Source organism: Streptomyces sp. NPDC005566, from assembly GCF_040605575.1.
GTDB lineage: Bacteria > Actinomycetota > Actinomycetes > Streptomycetales > Streptomycetaceae > Streptomyces.
Window position 1 is genome coordinate 66,071 of record NZ_JBEXDB010000010.1, and the last position, 18,307, is coordinate 84,377.

At 69.0% G+C, this 18,307-nt stretch carries 14 protein-coding genes and 2 pseudogenes; 6 read left to right on the plus strand and 10 right to left on the minus strand.

Going from position 1 to position 18,307, the window contains the following annotated elements; all coding sequences use genetic code 11:
- Positions 1-183: 183 nt before the first annotated feature.
- Positions 184-1,752: a class I SAM-dependent DNA methyltransferase gene (locus tag ABZS61_RS17730; protein WP_356421807.1), complete on the minus strand. Its 1,569-nt coding sequence runs from the start codon at positions 1,750-1,752 to the stop codon at positions 184-186.
- 123 nt (positions 1,753-1,875) lie between these two features.
- On the opposite strand from ABZS61_RS17730, the gene ABZS61_RS17735 reads away from it, so the two are divergent.
- The 6 genes and pseudogenes from ABZS61_RS17735 (at position 1,876) to ABZS61_RS17760 (ending at position 10,600) form a co-directional block, all read left to right on the plus strand.
- Positions 1,876-2,190, plus strand: a complete 315-nt coding sequence (locus ABZS61_RS17735; RefSeq protein ID WP_356421303.1) for a trypco2 family protein — start codon at positions 1,876-1,878, stop codon at positions 2,188-2,190.
- A gap of 1 nt (position 2,191) precedes the next feature.
- A complete protein-coding gene (locus tag ABZS61_RS17740; protein WP_356421306.1) occupies positions 2,192-4,354 on the plus strand; it encodes a trypsin-like peptidase domain-containing protein in 2,163 nt (720 codons plus the stop codon).
- Positions 4,351-5,361: a MoxR family ATPase gene (locus ABZS61_RS17745; RefSeq protein ID WP_356421309.1), complete on the plus strand. Its 1,011-nt coding sequence runs from the start codon at positions 4,351-4,353 to the stop codon at positions 5,359-5,361. Before ABZS61_RS17740 ends, ABZS61_RS17745 begins: the two co-directional genes overlap by 4 nt.
- Positions 5,362-5,377: 16 nt before the next feature.
- Positions 5,378-8,791: an SAV_2336 N-terminal domain-related protein gene (locus ABZS61_RS17750; RefSeq protein ID WP_356421312.1), complete on the plus strand. Its 3,414-nt coding sequence runs from the start codon at positions 5,378-5,380 to the stop codon at positions 8,789-8,791.
- 493 nt (positions 8,792-9,284) lie between these two features.
- Positions 9,285-10,114: pseudogene (locus tag ABZS61_RS17755) on the plus strand (IS5 family transposase).
- A 90-nt stretch (positions 10,115-10,204) separates the two neighbouring features.
- Positions 10,205-10,600, plus strand: a complete 396-nt coding sequence (locus ABZS61_RS17760; protein WP_356421315.1) for a hypothetical protein — start codon at positions 10,205-10,207, stop codon at positions 10,598-10,600.
- A gap of 10 nt (positions 10,601-10,610) precedes the next feature.
- On the opposite strand, the pseudogene ABZS61_RS17765 reads toward ABZS61_RS17760, so the two are convergent.
- The 9 genes and pseudogenes from ABZS61_RS17765 to ABZS61_RS17805 all read right to left on the minus strand — a co-directional run bounded on the left by ABZS61_RS17765 (position 10,611) and on the right by ABZS61_RS17805 (position 18,174).
- Positions 10,611-11,495, minus strand: a pseudogene (locus ABZS61_RS17765) (IS5 family transposase).
- Positions 11,496-11,670: 175 nt separating this feature from the next.
- Positions 11,671-12,201, minus strand: a complete 531-nt coding sequence (locus tag ABZS61_RS17770) for a DUF6221 family protein (RefSeq protein ID WP_356421318.1) — start codon at positions 12,199-12,201, stop codon at positions 11,671-11,673.
- Positions 12,202-12,787: 586 nt separating this feature from the next.
- Complete coding sequence (locus ABZS61_RS17775; protein WP_356421321.1) at positions 12,788-13,177, minus strand: VOC family protein; 390 nt, start codon at positions 13,175-13,177, stop codon at positions 12,788-12,790.
- Positions 13,178-13,503: 326 nt separating this feature from the next.
- The gene (locus ABZS61_RS17780) at positions 13,504-13,911 is read right to left on the minus strand and encodes an SHOCT domain-containing protein (protein ID WP_356421324.1); all 408 of its coding nucleotides are present in this window, start codon (positions 13,909-13,911) and stop codon (positions 13,504-13,506) included.
- An 88-nt stretch (positions 13,912-13,999) separates the two neighbouring features.
- Positions 14,000-14,494 carry an FBP domain-containing protein gene (locus ABZS61_RS17785; protein ID WP_356421327.1) on the minus strand — a complete coding sequence of 165 codons (495 nt, stop codon included), beginning with the start codon at positions 14,492-14,494 and terminating at the stop codon, positions 14,000-14,002.
- A gap of 63 nt (positions 14,495-14,557) precedes the next feature.
- On the minus strand, positions 14,558-15,058 hold the full coding sequence (locus ABZS61_RS17790; RefSeq protein ID WP_356421330.1) for an NUDIX domain-containing protein: 501 nt from the start codon (positions 15,056-15,058) through the stop codon (positions 14,558-14,560).
- Positions 15,059-15,100: 42 nt separating this feature from the next.
- Positions 15,101-16,102, minus strand: coding sequence for a helix-turn-helix transcriptional regulator (locus ABZS61_RS17795; protein ID WP_356421333.1), 1,002 nt, complete (start codon positions 16,100-16,102; stop codon positions 15,101-15,103).
- Positions 16,103-16,264: 162 nt separating this feature from the next.
- Positions 16,265-17,164, minus strand: coding sequence for a hypothetical protein (locus ABZS61_RS17800; protein ID WP_356421336.1), 900 nt, complete (start codon positions 17,162-17,164; stop codon positions 16,265-16,267).
- Positions 17,161-18,174 carry an SPFH domain-containing protein gene (locus ABZS61_RS17805; RefSeq protein ID WP_356421810.1) on the minus strand — a complete coding sequence of 338 codons (1,014 nt, stop codon included), beginning with the start codon at positions 18,172-18,174 and terminating at the stop codon, positions 17,161-17,163. Before ABZS61_RS17805 ends, ABZS61_RS17800 begins: the two co-directional genes overlap by 4 nt.
- Positions 18,175-18,307 lie beyond the last annotated feature (133 nt).

An 18,307-nucleotide genomic window follows, 5' to 3' on the forward strand; every position in this document is an offset into this window, starting at 1 on the left:
CGACCAATGACAGGTGCTGCGGTGCAGTAGTGGTGGCAGGACAGCACCGTCGAGGGGCGCGGCCGTCCCAGGTGGCGTAGTGCAGTCGTGACGACAGTGTGGGGGCAGACGGAGTTTGCGACCTATGGTCTCGCTCTATCCGCCTGAGAGACCCTGCCCAGCCGGGGCTCTCGCTGACGGTTCTCAGTCGAAGATTGCGTATAGGTCCTTCATCAGGGTGGTGGGGCCGCTCCGCGGAACCGCTGGTGGCTCCCGGGTGATCGGACGGCCGACGCCGACATAACGTGCCGGGGCCAGCGCGTACTCATGCTCCCGCACAGTCGCCAGGTCCGCCGAGAAGCAGAAGCCGGACTCGTCTTGGTAGGCCAGGTTTGCTTCCCTTGCTGATGCCGTGCCTCGCCAGGCGTGGTACGTGCTGGCGATTTTCGCGAGGTCAGCTTCTGTCAGAGTCCGCTCGGTCCGGTCGACCATCTCGCCCATTCCGTGGGCGTCGATGAAGAGGGTTTTGCCGCGCCGGTCGTCCAGGCGTTTCGCGCTCTGGGGGGACTTGTCTTTGGTCAGGAACCACAGGCAGGCCGGGATCTGGGTCGTCCGGAATAGTTGGGGCGGCAATGCAACCATGCAGGCGACCAGGTCCGCTTCCACCATTGCCTGGCGGATCTCGGCCTCGACTCTGGGCGCGGAGTGCGAGCCGTTGGCGAGGACGACGGCGGCCGTCCCGCGGTCGGCCAGTTTTGAGACGGCGTGCTGGAGCCACGCGAAGTTGGCGTTGTTGCTAGGGGGAATCCCGTACCGCCAGCGGGAGTCGCTCCGGTCCCGTGCCCAGTCCTTGATGTTGAACGGCGGGTTGGCCATGACGAAGTCGGCCTTGAGGTCCGGGTGCTTGTCGTCGGCCAAGGTGTCGCCCCATCGGGCGGCCAGGTTGCCTTCGATGCCGTGGATGGCGAGGTTCATTTTGGCCAGGCGCCAGGTACGCTCGTTGAGCTCCTGGCCGTAGACCGCGATGTCGGCCTGGTAGCCGTGACCCTCGTGTGCCTCGATGTACTTGTTCGCCTGGACGAGCATGCCGCCCGAGCCGCACGCCGGGTCGTACACGCGCCCGTTGTGCGGCTCCAGAATCTCCACGATCAGCCGGACCACCGACTGCGGGGTGTAGAACTCGCCGCCCCGCCTGCCTTCTGCGCGCGCGAAATTGTCGAGGAAGTACTCGTACACCTCCACCAGCACGTTCTGCGCTGGCCTGTCGGCGGTGCCGCCGAAGCGAGCGTCGCTGATGAGTTCGACGAGTTCGGCCAGGTGCCTTTGGTCGATGTTGTCGCGGTTGAAGACCTTGGGGAGAACACCGGTCAGAGAGGCATTCGATCGCATGACCGTGTCCATCGCTTCGTCGAGGAGCTCGCCCACACCCTGGCTCTTGGCGTTCGCGGAGATCCAGGACCAACGGGCGGTCTCCGGTACCCAGAAGACGTGCGCGCCGGTGTACTCGTCGCGGTCCTCCAGGAAGTTGCTGATCTGGTCCTCGGAGACGCCGTCCTCGACAAGTTCCTTGGCAAGCTTGCTCCGGTGCTCCTCGAACGCGTCGGAGACGTACTTCAGGAAAATCAGCCCGAGTACGAACTCCTTGTACAGGGCGGTGTCGATGGAGCCGCGCAGCTTGTCGGCCGCCTTCCAGAGGATCGCCTGGAGCTCCTTGGAGGTGGAGGCGCCCAAAGTCTCCTCCTGCTCGGTGGACTTCTTCTTGCGCGGCGGCATGCGATGCACGGCCCCTTCCCTAAGCGATTGTCCACGACTGAGGTGTGAAGTGTCTCGCGAGCGTTGTACCGTACCGGCGACCTACTGTTTTTCTGATTGTCTTGAACCGGGGGCGGGGCGAAGGTGTCGACTATCGGTCTGGCCGCAGCCATTGAGGAGCTGCGCCAAGAGCTATACGAAGCGCAGCGGCTTGGCGCCAACCAGCAGTTCGCCTTCGGCGTCGAAGAGGCGGAGCTGGAACTCCAGCTCGAACTGCGCAAGTCCGCCAAGGGAGACGGCAAGCTTTCCTTCGGCGTGGTTGCCGTCGGCGCGGGGGGCGACCAAGCCACCGTCCGTACCCACAAGCTGGTTCTGAAGCTGTCGGTGAAGGACCGGGCCCTCGGAGGCGCGCGCCCCGAGATCGGCGACGACGAGTTCGGGTCGCTGGACGAGGAGTGACGTGGATCGCCGCAGACTGGCGCTGATCCGCAGCGGGGGCACCGGTGAGGGGCGTCTCACCGTCGGCTCCGGCTATCTGATCGCCCCGCGGCTCGTACTGACCGCCCGCCATGTGCTGGAGGACCGCGACACAGGAACGCTGTGGCCGGTCATCACCGTACGCGTAGGCCACCACCTCGACGGCGAGACGACGCGCGTGGACGCGGAGCTGCTCTGGGCTCACCCGGACGGACTGGACGTCGCGCTGCTGCGCATCGACCGCAAGATCGATCCGGCCGGCTCCGTCCGCTGGGGCTGCCCCGCGGGCACCGCGCCGCTGCCGTACGAGGGCCTCGGCTACCCCTGGGCCGCCAAAGGGGAGACCCGGGGGCCGGAGCACCTGCGCGGTCTCCTGCCGGTCCTCTCCGGAGGCAAGGACCGCTACGTCCTTGACCAGGGACCGGCCCCCACCGCCCGTACCGACGGCGGGAACGCTTGGGGCGGGGCCTCGGGGGCGGCGATCTTCTGCGGCGGCCACCTCGTCGGCGTCGTGACCGAGGAGGACCACGCCTACGGAGCCCGCCGACTGATCGCCCTGCCGGTGTCCTCCTTCGCCGGGGACGGCGGCTTCGTGTCCCACGTCGAGGAGCAAACCGGTCGGTCTCCCGAGCTGAGTGCGATCGGCGCGTCCCTGCCCGAGGCCGGGCCCGCCGCCGAGCGCACGCCCGATGCGCGCGAACTGGAAAAGCTGCTCGCGCCGTTGTTCTCGTACCCCGGCGTCCGTGTCGATCACGCCCGGGCCCTGGCGCGCGAACTGGGCTACGAGGCCCAGGGCTATGAACCCACTGCTGCCGACCTCGTGGCGCTCCTCATGGCGCATCCCCGGGCGCTCCCGTCGCTCGGCGAAGCCCTCGCGAGCAGCGCGCAGGGGACGGCTCGCGCCGCTCTGACTCATCTGTTCTCGTGGGCCAGGCCACTGGACTGCGCGTCGCTGCTCTCCGTGAACGAGTACGACGCCCTGATCGGCCTGCTACGCCGGGTCTGCGAGAAGCAGCCGGCGCTGCTGCCCCGAACAGCCGGTGAGGCGCTGCGGTACGTCGTTCTCCCGGAGATCCTCACCCGTCCGCAGCTCGGCGAGGACGACGTCTGCGGCGTGGTCGAGGGCTTGGAGGATCTATCCGACGGTGTGAGCGGCCCCGAGGGCGCCCCGCCGGTGCCGGCGCTGCTGCGGCTCGTCGAGTACGTGGCGGCGGCCGCGGGCGACGGGCTGGGCGACGACCTGCGCGCGTGGTCGGGGAAGACTGCCCGGCGGCTCGGTATCCACGCCGGGGCCCTGGGCGAGCGGCGTGCGGACGCCGCCCAGTGGGCGAAGCGCGCAGTGTCGCCAGTGTCGCGGGTCGTGATGGAGTTGGCACACGACCCCGCCGCGGGGGACAACCGGTACCGGGCCCGGATTCTGCTCGTCCGCGGCGACGGTTCGTACCGCGTGCTCAAGGAGGCGGAGTCGGAGCCCAAGACCCCGCGGGAGGCGGCGAGCAGCCTGAGCGAGGCGGTCTTCGCCGCGGCCCAGGAGCCGGGGCAAGGCGACCATGTGCCGTGGGTGACCGTCGTGGTCGACCGGGCGGGGCTCGACTTGGCCGTCGACGAATGGGAGCCCGGAGCGCTCGACGACATCCTTCCGGCGTGGCCGATCGGAGCGGACTACCGTGTTTCCCTGAGCTGCCCGGAACTCAGTGACCAGAGGCCGGAACGCGAAGGCGACCAGGAACGCCGGTGGAAGAACGGACGCGCGTCGGTGCTCGTCACCAGCCGGACGTCCGGCGACGCCAGGCAGCTTGTGAATCTGCTGAAGACCAAGCATCGTGATACCGCGCGGGTGGTCCTCCACGGCCCCGCCGACGAGCGCCGGTCCTGGTTGCTGACATGTCTCGTCCTGGGCGTCCCGGTCGTGCTGTGGGACCGTGGGGCCATCGGCTACGAGGACGCAGGGAGACTGGAGATCCTGGCTCCCGCTGGCGACCTGGAGGCACTTCCCGAGCGGGTCCGGGATTTCCGGAGCGACTCGGCGGCTTGCCCGGCGGAGCTGCGGGCACGGCCCTCCCTCGTGTGGGAACCGGAAGGCCGTCTCCCGCGGACTGAGTCGCTTCAACTGAGTGACCCCTGGAGAGGATCGCACGCGTCATGACCACCTCAGAGCCCCTGGCCGGTACAAGCCCTCGGCTTTCATCCTCCGACGGCGGAGGCGACGACTGGTGGCTGTTCCGTGGGGACGGTGAGCGCCGTGAGGCGCCGTTCCCCGCCGCACCCCCGTGGCGCCGGTTTGACCGGCAGGAGACCGTGACCGGTGACAGGGTCCCGTACCCGCGGCCCTACCTCATCGGCCCCGACGAGGTAGAGGTGGTGAACGCGGCACTCCACCTGCGCCGGCCCCTCCTGGTGACCGGGCAGCCCGGCACGGGCAAGTCCTCGCTGGCCCACGCCATCGCCCACGAACTCGCGCTCGGCCGTGTCCTGCAGTGGCCAGTGAACAGCCGCTCAACACTTCAGGACGCCCTTTACCACTACGACGCTGTCGGCCGGCTGCGCGAGGCGACTTTGCGGCACGACGCGGACGGCACGGAACCGGACATCGGCCAGTACATCCGGCTCGGCCCCCTGGGCAACGCGCTTGTGCCCCGGGAGCGCCCCCGCGTGCTGCTCATCGACGAACTGGACAAGGGTGACGTCGACCTGCCCAACGACCTGCTGACCGTCTTCGAGGAGGGTGAGTTCGCCATCTCCGAACTCACCCGGCTGCCCGCGAGCCACGCACCGGTACACGTTCGGACCGACAACCTGGATGAGACCGCCCCGGTCACGCGCGGCCGCGTCCGCTGCGCTGAGTTCCCGGTCGTAGTCATCACCAGCAACGGCGAACGGGAATTCCCGCCCGCCTTCCTGCGGCGCTGCGTCCGCCTCGATCTCCCCGAGCCCAACGAGCGGCGGCTTCGGGAGATCGTCGCCGCGCACCTCGGCCCCGACGCCTTGGACGACACCGACGACCTGCTGCGGGAGTTCCTCGAACGCCGTGCCGAGGGCGAACTGGCCACCGATCAGCTGCTCAACGCCGTATTCCTCCGCAAAGGTGGCGTGAACCTCGACGCGGCTTCCCTCATCCAAGGCGTCCTGCACCGTCTCGGCGGAGCCGTGTGACGCCGTGATCTCGCGCGTGACGAAGGCCCTGGCCGAGAGCGGGGTGGAGCTCTCCCACGAGGAACTCCTCGACGCCATGTGGCTCGCCGGGAAGCTGCCCCGAGACTCCGGGCCCCTGGCGCGCTCCGCCGGCACGGCCGCTGCAACCTCGGAGCGGCACCGCGAGTCCCACCACGACGAGCCGACCGTGCCGGCGGCCGAGACCGCGGAGCCCGCACCAGAGCCGACCGCTGCAGAGTCCGCGAGGAAGCAATCCGCGCGTCCGCTCCTGGCCTCAGCGGAGCCCAGTCCCGACAAAGACGCGCAGGCGCCCGCGGGCCTGACGCGGGCGGTCGCAGTCCGCGCCCCGGACAGCAGTACCCTCGGCGCCGGGCAGCTCCGGCTCGGCAAGTCCCTCCGGCCGCTGCGGCAGCGTTTCCCCGACCGGCGCCAGCATGAACTTGACGTCACACGGACCGTCGCTGCCATCGCTGAGACGGGCGTGCCCGAGACTGCCACCCGTGCGGTGCGCACTCGCTGGCTGTCCCTGGCCCTCGTGGTTGACGACGGGGTCTCCATGGTCCTCTGGCAGCGGCTCGCCGCCGATGTTCGGGCGCTGATGGAACGTGCCGGGGCCTTCCGAGACGTGCGTGTGTACGGACTTGACACGCGCAGCGGCACTCCGTCCCTGCGGACCAGCCCGTACCGTCACCGCGGCCGGCTCTTTACGCCGGAGACCCTGTGCGACCCGACAGGCAACACCCTCGTCCTGGTCGTCAGCGACGGTGTGGGCGAAGCCTGGCGGGACGGCGGGATGCGCCAGGTGACCGACCGCTGGGGACGTTGCGGTCCCACCGCGATCATCCAGGCACTGCCGTCCCGGCTTTGGGCGAGCACCGGCATCGGCGCACGGCGCTGGCAGGTCACCACCCATCGCCGCGGCGGCCCCACCCGCGCCTGGCACGTCACCGACCCGGACCTGCCGCCGGACCTCGTCCGCTTCGACTCCATACCCGTCCCGGTTCTCGCGCCGACCCCTGCGGCCGTCGCCGACTGGGCGTGGCTCGTCGCCTCACCCGGCGGCACAGCGCTCCTCCCACTATGGGACGCCAGCCGGCCCAGCTCCAGCCGGACCGCAGCCGGCGCCCGGGACGGCGACACCGCCGAAGCGGTACTCCGCTTCAGGGAGGCCGCGACCGCCGACGCGTATCGGCTCGCGGCCCACATGGCGGCCGTCACCCCCGCCACGCCGCCAGTGATGCGCCTGGTGCAGGCCGCCCTCGGACCACCGACAGACATCGGCCACCTCATGGAGGTGTTCCTGGGGGGCTTGATGCACGAGCTCGACTCCGACGGGGCGGACCGGCTGCCGTACCATAGGCGGTTCGACTTCACGGACGACGCCCGGCGCGTCCTCCTCAGCGCCGTCTCCCTGAGGGAACTGCTGCGCACCGCCGAGGCCGTGACGCGGCACATTGAGGCCGCCGTCGGCCGCGCCCCGGTCTTCCCGGCATGGGTCGGACACCCGGACGGCGCGGCCGTCATCGACGACACCGCACGCTCCTTCGGCTGGCTTCGGGAGCAGGTGCTGACGCGACTCGGCATCCCGTCCGCCGATACCGGGCCGGTGACGCCCGGACCGGAACGGCCCCGTGTCCCCGGGGGCGAGAGCGGGGATTCTGCCAGGCCCCGGGACGCAGCAGCTGCCGGGACTGACGAGGCGTACGACGACGCCTCGGGTGAGGCCCTGCCAGTCGGCTGGGTGGAGCTCCTGCCGGAGGACCCGGTACGGCTCGGTCGGTTCCGGCTCCGTGGCCGCAGTACCCATGGTTGGCCCCACTTGACGATGTACCTGGCCGAGGACGATGACGGCACCGTCGCCACGGTCCGGGCGCCGGTCGTGCTGCATACCCGCGACCCTGGAACCGCGCGGGACCTCGTCCGGACGGAAGCCGAGTGCCTGACGCGCATGCAGGGCATGCATGCCCCCGCACTCCTCGGCGTGGCGGCGCCCACTACGGGGGAGCTGCCGTGGGTCGCGGCGAGCTGCGTCCACCGCCGCGCAGACGCCCCGTCCTCACCGCCCGCACCGAACCTGCGCGCCGTCCTCGACGAACACGGGGGAACGGTCCCGAAGGAGCTCTTCTTGCGGATCGGGCTGGGCCTGACGGAGGCCGTTGCCCTCGCCCACTCCCGGAGGCTCGTGCACGGCTCGCTCTCACCCCTGGCCGTTCTCGTGACCGACCGCGACGTCCGGCTGGTCGGCTGGGCGACCGCGACGATCGACGGAGTCGACAGCGCTCACCGCGACGTGCTGCCCCTCAGCGACACCTACCTGGAGGCGGACGACGACGGGCGGTCGCTCACGCCGCAGAACGATGTGCACGCCGTCGGTGCGCTGCTGCTGGCCTTCCTCTCGGGACGGTGGAGCGACCCCAGGGCCGACAACTCGGGACACGGTCCCTTGACCAACCCCGGGATCGGCGCGGTGCTCCTGCGGACTCTTTGGCGTTGCTTGGAGCATGACCCCGCCCGCAGACCCTCGGCCGCCGCCCTGGCCGAGGCGTTCACCCTTGCGTCCGGAGGCCCGACGGCCGACCGAGCGTCGGAGGAGGTCGTCGCCGAGGACGTCCGGCGGATTCGAGATCTGGCGAGACGGGACATCGGCACCTACGGGCTGGAATTCGCCCGTCTTCTCCTGACGTTCTCGAGCCAACTGGTTTCCATGGGGGAGCGGGAGGAGTCGCTTGCTGCGGCCTTGGAGGGCGTGGAGGTGTACCGGGAGCTGTTGTTGGTGGGGGCCGACTCCGCCTCCGTCTCCTTCTCGACTGGTCTTGCCGAGGCTCTCAGCAACCTTTCCGTGCGACTGGGCGAAGCCGACCGGGCAGGGGAGAGTCTCGGCGCGGTCTCCGAAGCGGAGACGCTGTACCGGGAGCTGAGGCGCCGGGACTTCGGCGTCTTCGGCGCCGGCCACGCCATGACCCTGAACAACCTGTCCAACCGCCTGGCGGAGGCAGGCCGGCACAGTGAGGCACTCCAGGCTATCGAGGAGGCTGTCCTCATCGGGCGCCGAAAGGCGGAGCTGGGTGCCCCGGCGGCCGGGGGCGATCTGGCGAGGAGTCTCACGAACCTGGGCAGCCGCTTGGGAGACCTGGGACGGCAGGGTGAGGCTCGGACGGCCGTCGCCGAGGCCGCCCAAATCTATGACGCTCTGACTCCGGAGGAGGCGCGGCGTGTCTGGACGGATCACGCCATGAGCCTGATCAACTTCGCCGTTCTGCTCGGCGACGAGGGACGTCCCGACGAAGCCCTGAGGGTGGTTGACGCGAGCTTTGCCGTGCTGGACCAGTACGGAGGCGAACGGTCGCGGGCTGCGTTCGAGATTCAAGAGTGGTCCCGGCGCGTTAGGAGCTGGCTGGAGGGCCTCGCCGCGTGGGCACCCAGTCAGTAGTCGGCAGCCCGGGAGAGACAGAGAGGGGTCGATCTCGATCACTGCTGACAGAGACTGCTGGGGCAGGTGACGGGTGGCTGGCCCGGGCATGGCCCGGATTTTGGTCCGCGTTGGCGTGAACATTCCGGCGCGTCGACGGTGACGACCTCCAGTCCCAGTTGATCGGGATCTGCGGTGAGGAGCACTCCAGTGCGTTCGAACCTGCCTTCGCCTTCAAGTTCGGGACTCCGATGGGGTGGTGGGTGTTCTACATGAACTGAAGCGGTGATTCCCGAATCGATGTGAGGCTTCTGCCGGGCGGAGCCTCCCTCGATGAGAGGTACTGCGTGCCGTTCATCCCAACCGCGGTGGCACCACTGGTGCGGCCGGCCCGATGAGCCAGCAACGACAGTTGTCTCCGATACGCGGCGGCGGCGCCGTTTACGTCGTTTCAGTCCGCATCGATCTAGGGTCTGTCGTCAAATGATCTTGGGTGGTGGATCATGGTCGGGTGATACGTCGCCATGAACTGTCGGATGCCGAGTGGGAGTTCGTCCGCCCTCTGCTGCCCAGGTCGGAGCGAGGGCGGAAACGGCTGGACGACCGGACGGTCCTCAACGGGATCGTCTGGAAGTTCCGGACCGGCACGGCCTGGCGGGACGTGCCGGAGCGGTACGGATCCTGGGCCACGCTGCACACCCGCTTCCGCCGATGGGCCAAGGGCGGCACCTTCGAGCGGATGCTCCGCGAAGCCCAGGCTCGGGCTGATGCGGCCGGTGAGGTCGACTGGCTGGTGTCGGTCGACTCCACCATCGTCCGAGCCCACCAGCACGCCGCCGGAGCCCGAAAAGGGGACTCCGAAACCCGGCACTCGGCCGCTCCAGAGGTGGGCTGACCAGCAAGATTCACCTGGGCTGCGATGCCGTCGGACGACCGCTCGCCTTCGTTCTCACCGGCGGGAACACCAACGACTGCACCCAGTTCACCGCCGTGATGGACGCGATACGGGTGCCCCGCATCGGTCCCGGCAGACCCCGCATACGGCCCGATCACGTCCTGGGAGACAAGGGCTACAGCTCAAAGGCGATCCGGGCCTGGCTGCGGCGCCGGGGGATCACGCACACCATCCCGGAACGGGCCGACCAGGTCCGCAACCGGGCCCGGCGGGGCAGCCTCGGCGGACGCCCACCAGTGGTCGATCGCGAGATCTACAAGCAGCGCAACGTCGTGGAACGGTGCTTCAACCGCCTGAAGCAATGGCGCGGCATCGCGACCCGCTATGACAAGACCGCCGAGTCCTACCAGGCAGCTGTCACCCTCGCCTCGCTTCTGATGTGGGCGTGACACTTTGACGACAACTCCTAGGCCGTGTCCGATGGGGCTGGTGAGCTGATCAGGGACGTGGCCTAGTGTTCTCTGGACGAAGGGGGTTGCGTGCCGCGCGATATAGCCGCAGTAGAGGCGTCGATGAAGGGGATCAGGTTTCGTGCCTGGCACGGGAAGCACTACGTGACCCTGGCTGAGCTTTTGGTTCGCCTTGGCAGCTTCGGCCTGGACCTGACGTGGCGCGTCGAGTTCGACGAGATCGTCGACCCTCGCTGTGTCGAGATTCGGAGAAGGTCCCCTGACGCGGGGATGGATACGTTGACACTGTTGTCGTTGACGACCCCCTTCCTGCAGTTCATCGACGCCGAAGCACGTGGGTTCGCCGGGGACGAGTTGATGGTGGTTCTGACCGAGTTCGACAGCTCCTCGTGGGATGTCAGGGCTGTCAACGAGGGCGTACTCAGCGACCTGCGCCACCACTACCCGGACGCCGAGGCGCTCTGAACGGGACGTCTCACTGCGGACGGAGCCACAGCCGGATGGCAGCCACGGTGACCGTCCCGTGGAAGACATACGCCCGCTTGTCGAAGCGTGTCGCGACGGCTCGGAAGTTCTTGAGCCGGTTGATCGTCCGCTCGACTTCGTTTCGGCGACGATAGATCGTCTTGTCGAACCCTGCGGGCCGGCCGCTTTGACTGCCGCGGCGCCGACGATTGGCCCGCTGATCCCTCCGCTCGGGGATGGTGTGCTTGATCTGTCGTCTGCGCAGGTGACGCCGGTTGCGGCGTGACGAGTACGCTTTGTCTCCCCCGACATGGTCGGGCCGGGTGCGTGGTCGTCCACCGTCCCGCCGGGGCACACGGATCTCTTCCAGCACTGGGATCATCTGAGGTGCATCTCCCCACTGGCCGGGCGTGATGATGAACCCGAGCGGGCGGCGCCCGCCCTCTCCGGCAAGGTGGATCTTGCTTGTGAGGCCACCTCGCGAGCGTCCCAGGGCCTCATCGGGGCGGTGGCGCGCCGGGCTATTGCGCCGTCCCGGGATCTTCGGGGTGCGGGTGGAGGCGCCAGCCGCGTGCTGATGAGCTCGGCAGGTCGTGGAATCGACGCTAACCATGCTCCAGTCGACCCGGCCGTCGGCATCGGCGTTGGCCTAGACGGCCCGCAGGATCTTCTCCCACGTTCCGTCCGCCGACCACCGTCGATGCCGGTCGTGAACCGTCTTCCAACTACCGAAGCAGGGAGGCAGGTCCCGCCAGGGAAGGCCGGTCCGCTGCCGGAACAGGATCCCGTTGATCACACGACGGTGACACTGCCACCGTCCACCCCGCCCACGATTCACCGGCAAGTGCGACTCCAGTCGAGCCCACTCTGCATCCGAAAGATCTCCCCGCCCCATGACCCACGGAACGAGTTCCCAGCGGGAGCGTCACGCGACCCATCGGACACGGCCTAGACGGACACGTGCGTCGGTGGACGCGTTGCCTGAAATCAGGGAGGGGTGGGTAGCGTGTGCAGGCCTATACCGTCCGCACTTGCCCGACTGTACGGTCCACCTGACTCGGGGCGCGAGACTACAGCTGTTGGCGCAGAGTCCATGAGATGTCGTAGTCGACATGATCGCGGTAGGTCATCACCAGCGCCTGTACCGCCTGACGGAGGGCGTCGCGCGCGGGCCCCAGTGCGGCTTGTTCGTACAGATCCAGCACCATACGGCGGGCTTCGATGTTCGCCACGGCTGACATTGGGCCCCAGGTGGCGATCTGATCGGCAACATCCCGCAGCGGACAGGCGACAACCAGCTCGTCGTGGTCGTCGACGACCCTCTGGCTACGGGCCGGCCAATGCCGCCAATGGGTGATACCTGCGGCTCCGGCAGTGGCCTCCTCCTCGTCAAGGCGAGCAAGAAGGAAGGCGATCATCGGCTCATGGTCACGCTCATCGGGGTTGGCCGAGAATCTGCGGGGCCCAAGGGCAGGGTCGTCGTCGGGGCAATAGGTAAGCCAGCCGATTTCGCCACGGACCAGAATGCCGCCACCGGGCGGCACATAAGTCGCGCACAACTCGGCGGCACACAGGGCGCCGTACCTATTGCTGGCTGCCATCCCCGTCACTCTCCCCGAGTAATCCGGTGCGCCGCCACAGTAGCTGGTTCTACTGGCACCGCATCGTTCGAGGAAGGAGAGGGGAACGGGTGCTCTGGGACACCGGCTTCGAGGGGCAAAGCAAAAGCCGAGATCGCGGCTGGCGTGGACTGCTGCGTGACCGAGCGAGCGCACTCTTGGCTGTTACGTGGGAACGGCAGCGGAGGTCCTCAACCCTACGACCCGGCCCCGGGGCCACCCTGATGACCCCGTAGGTGGTTGGAGGGTTGCGATCTCGAAGGAGCTTGAGGTGCTCGCGCGAGGCGTCGGCCGGACAATGGGAAGGGGGCGCGTGGGGACCAGTTGGGGACCACACGCTACGCGCGGTGGTGCACGATGCATGCCTACACGCACAACTCGCGCCCGGATTAAGTCTGCTATATCCAGAAAATACCCTTGACCCTTACTCCTGGGGGTCAAGGGGTCGCAGGTTCAAATCCTGTCGTCCCGACGGTGCAAGAGGGCTTCGAGCCCAGGTCAGGGCCTTGTCTCACTTCGGTGAGGCAGGGCCCTCGGTCGTTGGTCCCGCGCTGTGCGTGGGACCCGATCAGGGGTAGCGGCCCGCAAGGACGCAGAACTCGTTCCCCTCCGGGTCGGCCAGTGTGACCCAGCTCTCATCGCCGCTCCGGCCGACATCGGCGTGCCGAGCACCCAGGTCGAGCAGCCGGCGGACCTCTTCGTCCTGCTCCCTGTCGGTCGGGTTGACGTCGATGTGGAGCCTGTTCTTGGCGGTCTTCCCCTCGGGCACGCGCGCGAACGTCAGCGTCGGTGGCACCGGACCGGGACGGTTCCTGCCCTCAGGGACGGCGGGAGAACCGATGGTGACGACTTCGTCGTCCTCGTCCTGCACCTCGTAGTCGAGGACCGAGCACCAGAACCGGGCGAGACCGCCGGGATCGGCGCAGTCGATCGCCAGCTCGGTGAACTTACTGGCCATGTCGGGACCTCCCGGTCGCCCGGCTCGTCGTTCGACGAGTGCCTGGTGGGGTGGCTGACCAGTCTAGGTGCGGCGGAACTGCCGCTCCCGTGTGCGGACGTGACGGATCGGTGGTCAACTCCACCAGCTCGTACCGGTGTTCCCGGCGCCGCTCGCACCGGCCTCGCACCGGCGGTCGGCCACCGGCTGCAACTGCCGCGCTGGAAATGGCCGTTGTTCCTGCCGGGTCAAGCCTCACCGTGGTGGTGCCACGCGCACGCGCCGCCGTCCATGTCTTCCCGGCCGTGAGGTGACCGTTCGGGAAGACATGGACGGAGGCGGGCGGATCAGGCGAGCAGCTTCGCCTTGGCCTTCTCGTACTCCTGCTGGTCGATGTGGCCGCTGTCCTTCAGCTCGGCGAGCTTGGCGAGTTCGGTGACATGGCTCTTGCCGGTTCCGGAGCCGCCCTCGGGCCCGGCGGCCTCCTGTACGTACTTCCGGAAGGCCGCCTCCTGGTCCTTCGCCTGCTTGACGTCCCGTTGGCCCATGCTCCGGCCGCGGACGATCAGGTAGACCAGGACGCCCACGTAGGGAAGCACGATGACGAAGATCAACCAGGCGGCCTTGGCCCAGCCGTTCAGCGAGTGGTCGCGGAAGACGTCCGTGATCACCTTGAAGAGCAGGAAGAACCACAGGACCCAGAGGAAGATGTACATCATGGTCAGGAAGAGATTGAGGAGCGGATAGTCGTCCACGGTCTACTCCGATCGCACGAATGGTCCCTTATTCGTACATCCGCTCCCACTGAACCGCATCCGCAGGCACCCCGATGGGCTCGGCCGTTCAGGCGGAGAGAGTGCCCAGGAAGGCGAACAGCTTCGTCCTGGTCCGCTCGATCTGCTGGCCCACGGTCAGTGACTCCTCGAAGCGCCCGCCGGGTGCCGGGAGCTTCCTGCCCCTGACGTACAGGGAGCAGTCGAGGTCGGTGCAGAGGTAGATGCCCACCGAATTCCCGTCCCTGCCCGCCTGCCCCGTCTTGCGCGCGGTCATCAGGGAGACGCCGCTGCCCGGATGTGTGGTCAGGCAGACCGAACACATGCTGCGGTGCAGGAACCCCCGCTGCTGGGACGGGAAGCGGAGCGTGATGCCGGTGAGCCCGTTGTCCGTCTCGGTGACGAGGTAGCTCCGATCCGGTGCGGACAGGTCGCGCCACCCCAGGAAGTCCAGGTCGTCCCACGGGCGGTCGTCGAGGTCGCGGGGCAGGGGCAGCCGCTTCGCCTCGCCCTTGGAACAATTGACGAACGATGCCCGGATGTCCTGCTCGCTGACGGCTCTCATGAGTACGACGCTAAGCGTGCCTATGACCTTTAGGCAAATGAATAACCTCTGTAGGTTCAGCGCTCACCGCCGCGGCCCGTCCTCGACGATCCGCAGATGGTGCGCCGGCGGGTGCGCGAGGGCGAGATCCGGGCGCCAGGCCGCCAGGATCTGGGCCGACGGGTCGAACAGCAGGTCCGGCAGCTCATCGGGAGACGTCCACCGCCAGGCACTGATCAGATGCGGCTCGGTCACCTCGGCGACCGCGGACTCCACGGACACCAGGGCAGCCATGGTGATCCGGATGGTCCCGGCCACCACGTCATGGAGCATCGCGAAGACCGTCACCGCTTCCTCGGGGACGTCCAGCCCCGTCTCCTCGCGCAGCTCGCGCACGGCAGCGGCGGCGACCGACTCATGTGTCGGATCGACCATGCCCCCAGGCAGCTCCCAGGTGCCTTCGTGATGCCTGCCGAGCAGGATCCTGCCCTGCGCGTCCTGGACGACGACGCCCACGCCGAAACCCGCCTGCGCCTTGGGCGGACGGGTGTTGCGCGTGGAGCTGTTCCCGGAGTCGGCTGTCATGTCCTCAGTTCCCTGTAGCTCTGGAGTCGACAGGGCAGCTTCTCAGTCATGCGTACGCGTGATCCAGCCGTGCTCGCTCGCGTACCAGCCGAGGCGCAGCCGGCTCGACGCCCCGCTGAGGTCCATCAGCCGCTTGATCCGCCGCTGCACGGTCCGTGCGCCCAGGTCGAGTTCCTTGGCGACGCCCACATCCGTGAGACCGGCCAGCAGCAGGGAGAGGATCTGGAGATCGATGGGCTCGGGCCCGGGCAGCGGCGCCTCCTCGATCTCGTCGCCCCCACCCAGCGTCAGGGGCAGCCCCTGGCTCCACACCTGCTCGAAGAGCGCCACCAGCGACACCAGCAGACCGCTCGACCGGGCCACGAGGGCCGCCGGTTCCGTGGCGGGGTCGCTCAGCGGAAGCATGCCGAGCGAGCCGTCGGCGATGACCAGCTTGGTCGGAACCTCGTCGACCACCCGCACCTCCATGCCCCGGCCCAGCGACTCGGCGAGACCGGCCAGATCGACGGTCCCGCCCTCGCGTCCGGGGAACATCTCCCGGCCGATGACGACGCGGTACTTCACGCCCCGCGCCATGGCCAGGACCTCGGCCGTGTTCTCCGCGGCCGAGACAGCGAGCGGCTGGCTGCGGATGAGCAGGCAGAGTTCCCGCTCGGCCCCCAGCTGGAGTTGGGAGAAGCGCTGGGAGACCGCCTGGGCGCCCGTCACGACCTCGATCACGTCACGCACGCCGGGTGCGACGGCCTCGGGCCGGTACTCGTCGGCCAGTCTCGCCGCCGCCAGCTCCGCGCACTCCAGCTCATGGCGCTGCTGGGAGAGCAGGGGTGCCAGGGCCACCGCCGGGGGAGCGCTCACCCAGCAGTCGGGCCGTTCGGCGGACCGGGTGATCAGCCCTTGGTGCTCGAGCCCGTACAGCGCCTGGAGGACATCCTTCTCCGGCAGTGCGAGACGGCCCGCCAGGTGTGCGGCATCGGCCGCCCCGTGCCCGACCAGTTCGCGGTAGGTGATCTCCTGGACGGCGTCGAGGCCTATCGCACCCAGCACAGTGGTCTCCTCGGTCGAGCGTTCCGCTCAGCCGTGGAAGGCGTCACGAGCGCCGGCTCGATGTGCGGTGTCCGATCAGTATCGGGCCCGCCGGACACGCGGAAGATACATGTAGATATCAGTTACAAATCCGGCCTCGGTGCGAAGGGTGCTTCCCAGGGGTCATACCACCAGATTCAGTGCAGTGGCGGAGATTCCGAGCCGAACTGTCTGACCCCAGGTCAGCTCCAGTGCGTCGCCTTCCATTCCGTCGCCGAACACCACGATGCGGTCCGACTCGACGGTGAGGGCCAGTCCCTCGCCCCGGCCCAGTTCGCCCGCGACCAGTGACGTACCGGTCGCGGGCGACGGCCATGCCTCGCGCACGAACCAGAGCAGGCGCGGATCGGACGGGCCCGGCAGCCGCAGCGCGCTGCCGCGTTCGCCCCAGAGGGAGCGCAGCCAGCCTGTCGCGCCCGTACCGGTGCCGACCAGGACGCCCGAGGAGGCCTGGGACTCCCCGGCCGCCGAGGAGCCGTCCGGGCCGATGCGATAGCGCGCCGTCTGGTGGCCGGGCGGTCCGCAGAAGACCTCGTTCAGGGCGAGCAGCCGCTGGGTGTCGTCGGCGACGGCCTCGACCATGGTGAGCGACTCCACCCGGTCACCCGGTGCGACGGCTGCCCGGAACAGCGCCGCCGCGTCCCGCACGCGATGGCGTACGAGGACGCCGGGGTTGCGGCCCGGATCGGTGTCGATGCCCAGGACCGGCTGTCCGGAGAGGTACTTGGCCGCGTTGGCGACCAGGCCGTCCTGGCCGACCACGACGACCACGTCCTCGGGCCCGAAGAGGAAGCGGTCCAGGTCCGCACGCTCCACCTGTGAACGGCGCCACTGCAGGGGAACGGCGGCAGCCACCTCGGTGAGGGCCTGCTTCGTACGGTGATGCCGTCCGGCCACCTCGTCGATGGACCTGCCACGGGACGAGAGGAAGAACGCTGCCTGGCCGTGTGTCCCGTGCCGGGCGAGCAGCTCCTCGTACTCGGTGGTGCGGTGCACCAGGACCGCACGCGGGGCCAGACTCACGCCCGCGCCTCCGGATCCGTCCTGCCGAGCCGGGCGAGCAGACCGGTGAGCACGTCGGGGGAGAGGGTGAGGCTGTCGATCCGGGGCAGGTTCTCCGCCAGCCGGGTCGCGGCCAGTGCGTGCAGGGTTCCTGGGTCCACCTCGGCGTGAGCCCGGAGCCAGGCCGTCTGGGCCTCGGCGCGGGCCGAGCCCACCTCGCGGGCGGCCTCCGCCTCCGCACGGGCGAGACGGACCTTGCGGTCGGCCTCGGCCTCCGTGCGCACGCCGTCGGCCACGGACTTCTCCTCGGCCTCGCGGCGGGCGTTGATGCCTCGCTGGTCCACCAACTGCTCCTCGCGGCGGGCCAGTTCGATCTGGCTGGCGAGTTCGTTCTCGGCGATGGCGCGTTCCCGCTCGACCGCGACGGCCCGGCGTTCGTAGGTGGCCCGGTCCGCCTCCTGCTGGATCTGCTCCCTGGCCGGGGTGCGCAGGGCGCGCTCGACCTCCGCCTCGGGGCGGATGGCGACGACGCGCACGGCCACCACGTCGATGCCGGTGGCGGGCAGCCGTGGTTCGGCGGCGAGGCCGGAGGCGACCCGTTCGCGTACCGAAGCGACCCCGTCCACCAGGGCGGTGGCGAGCGGTGTCCGGGCCAGGACGTCCAGGGTGTGCTGCTGTGCGGTCTCGGTGAGAAGGGTGGCGATCTGCTCCAGCGGTGCGCTCCGCCAGACCCCGGTGTCGGGGTCCACGGAGAAGTCGAGCCGGGCGGCGGCCTCGGCCGGGTCGCTGATGCGGTAGGTGACGGTTGCCTGCACGGTGACGTCCTGGAAGTCGGCCGTACGTGCATGGAACGCCATCGCCAGCTCCCGGTCGTTCACCGGGACTTCGGAGAGCGCGGCGGTGAGCGACCGGTACCAGAAGCTCAGCCCGGGGCCGTCATGGCTGAGCTCACCCCGCTTGTGGTGGCGGATGTGGGCCGTGGGCGCGGAGCGCAGGTGTCGCCAGCCGAAGCGCCGGGTGATGTCGGCCATGGTGATCCCCCTCTTTCTCGTCATGGCGACGATAATGGGGGCGGCGCCCAATCGTCAAGAAGACGAGAACGGGCGTGGGTGGTTGCCGGCGCGCGGGAAACGAAGCGAAGCGGCAGGCCGGCGGCTTCTCGGA

Coding starts and splice junctions, on each gene's coding strand:
- ABZS61_RS17730 (WP_356421807.1), bottom strand. CDS start 1,752: ATGCCGCCGCGCAAGAAGAAGTCCACCGAGCAGGAGGAGACTTTGGGC.
- ABZS61_RS17745 (WP_356421309.1), top strand. CDS start 4,351: ATGACCACCTCAGAGCCCCTGGCCGGTACAAGCCCTCGGCTTTCATCC.
- ABZS61_RS17785 (WP_356421327.1), bottom strand. CDS start 14,494: ATGAGAGCCGTCAGCGAGCAGGACATCCGGGCATCGTTCGTCAATTGT.
- ABZS61_RS17770 (WP_356421318.1), bottom strand. CDS start 12,201: ATGGCAGCCAGCAATAGGTACGGCGCCCTGTGTGCCGCCGAGTTGTGC.
- ABZS61_RS17805 (WP_356421810.1), bottom strand. CDS start 18,174: ATGGCCGACATCACCCGGCGCTTCGGCTGGCGACACCTGCGCTCCGCG.
- ABZS61_RS17790 (WP_356421330.1), bottom strand. CDS start 15,058: ATGACAGCCGACTCCGGGAACAGCTCCACGCGCAACACCCGTCCGCCC.
- ABZS61_RS17775 (WP_356421321.1), bottom strand. CDS start 13,177: ATGGCCAGTAAGTTCACCGAGCTGGCGATCGACTGCGCCGATCCCGGC.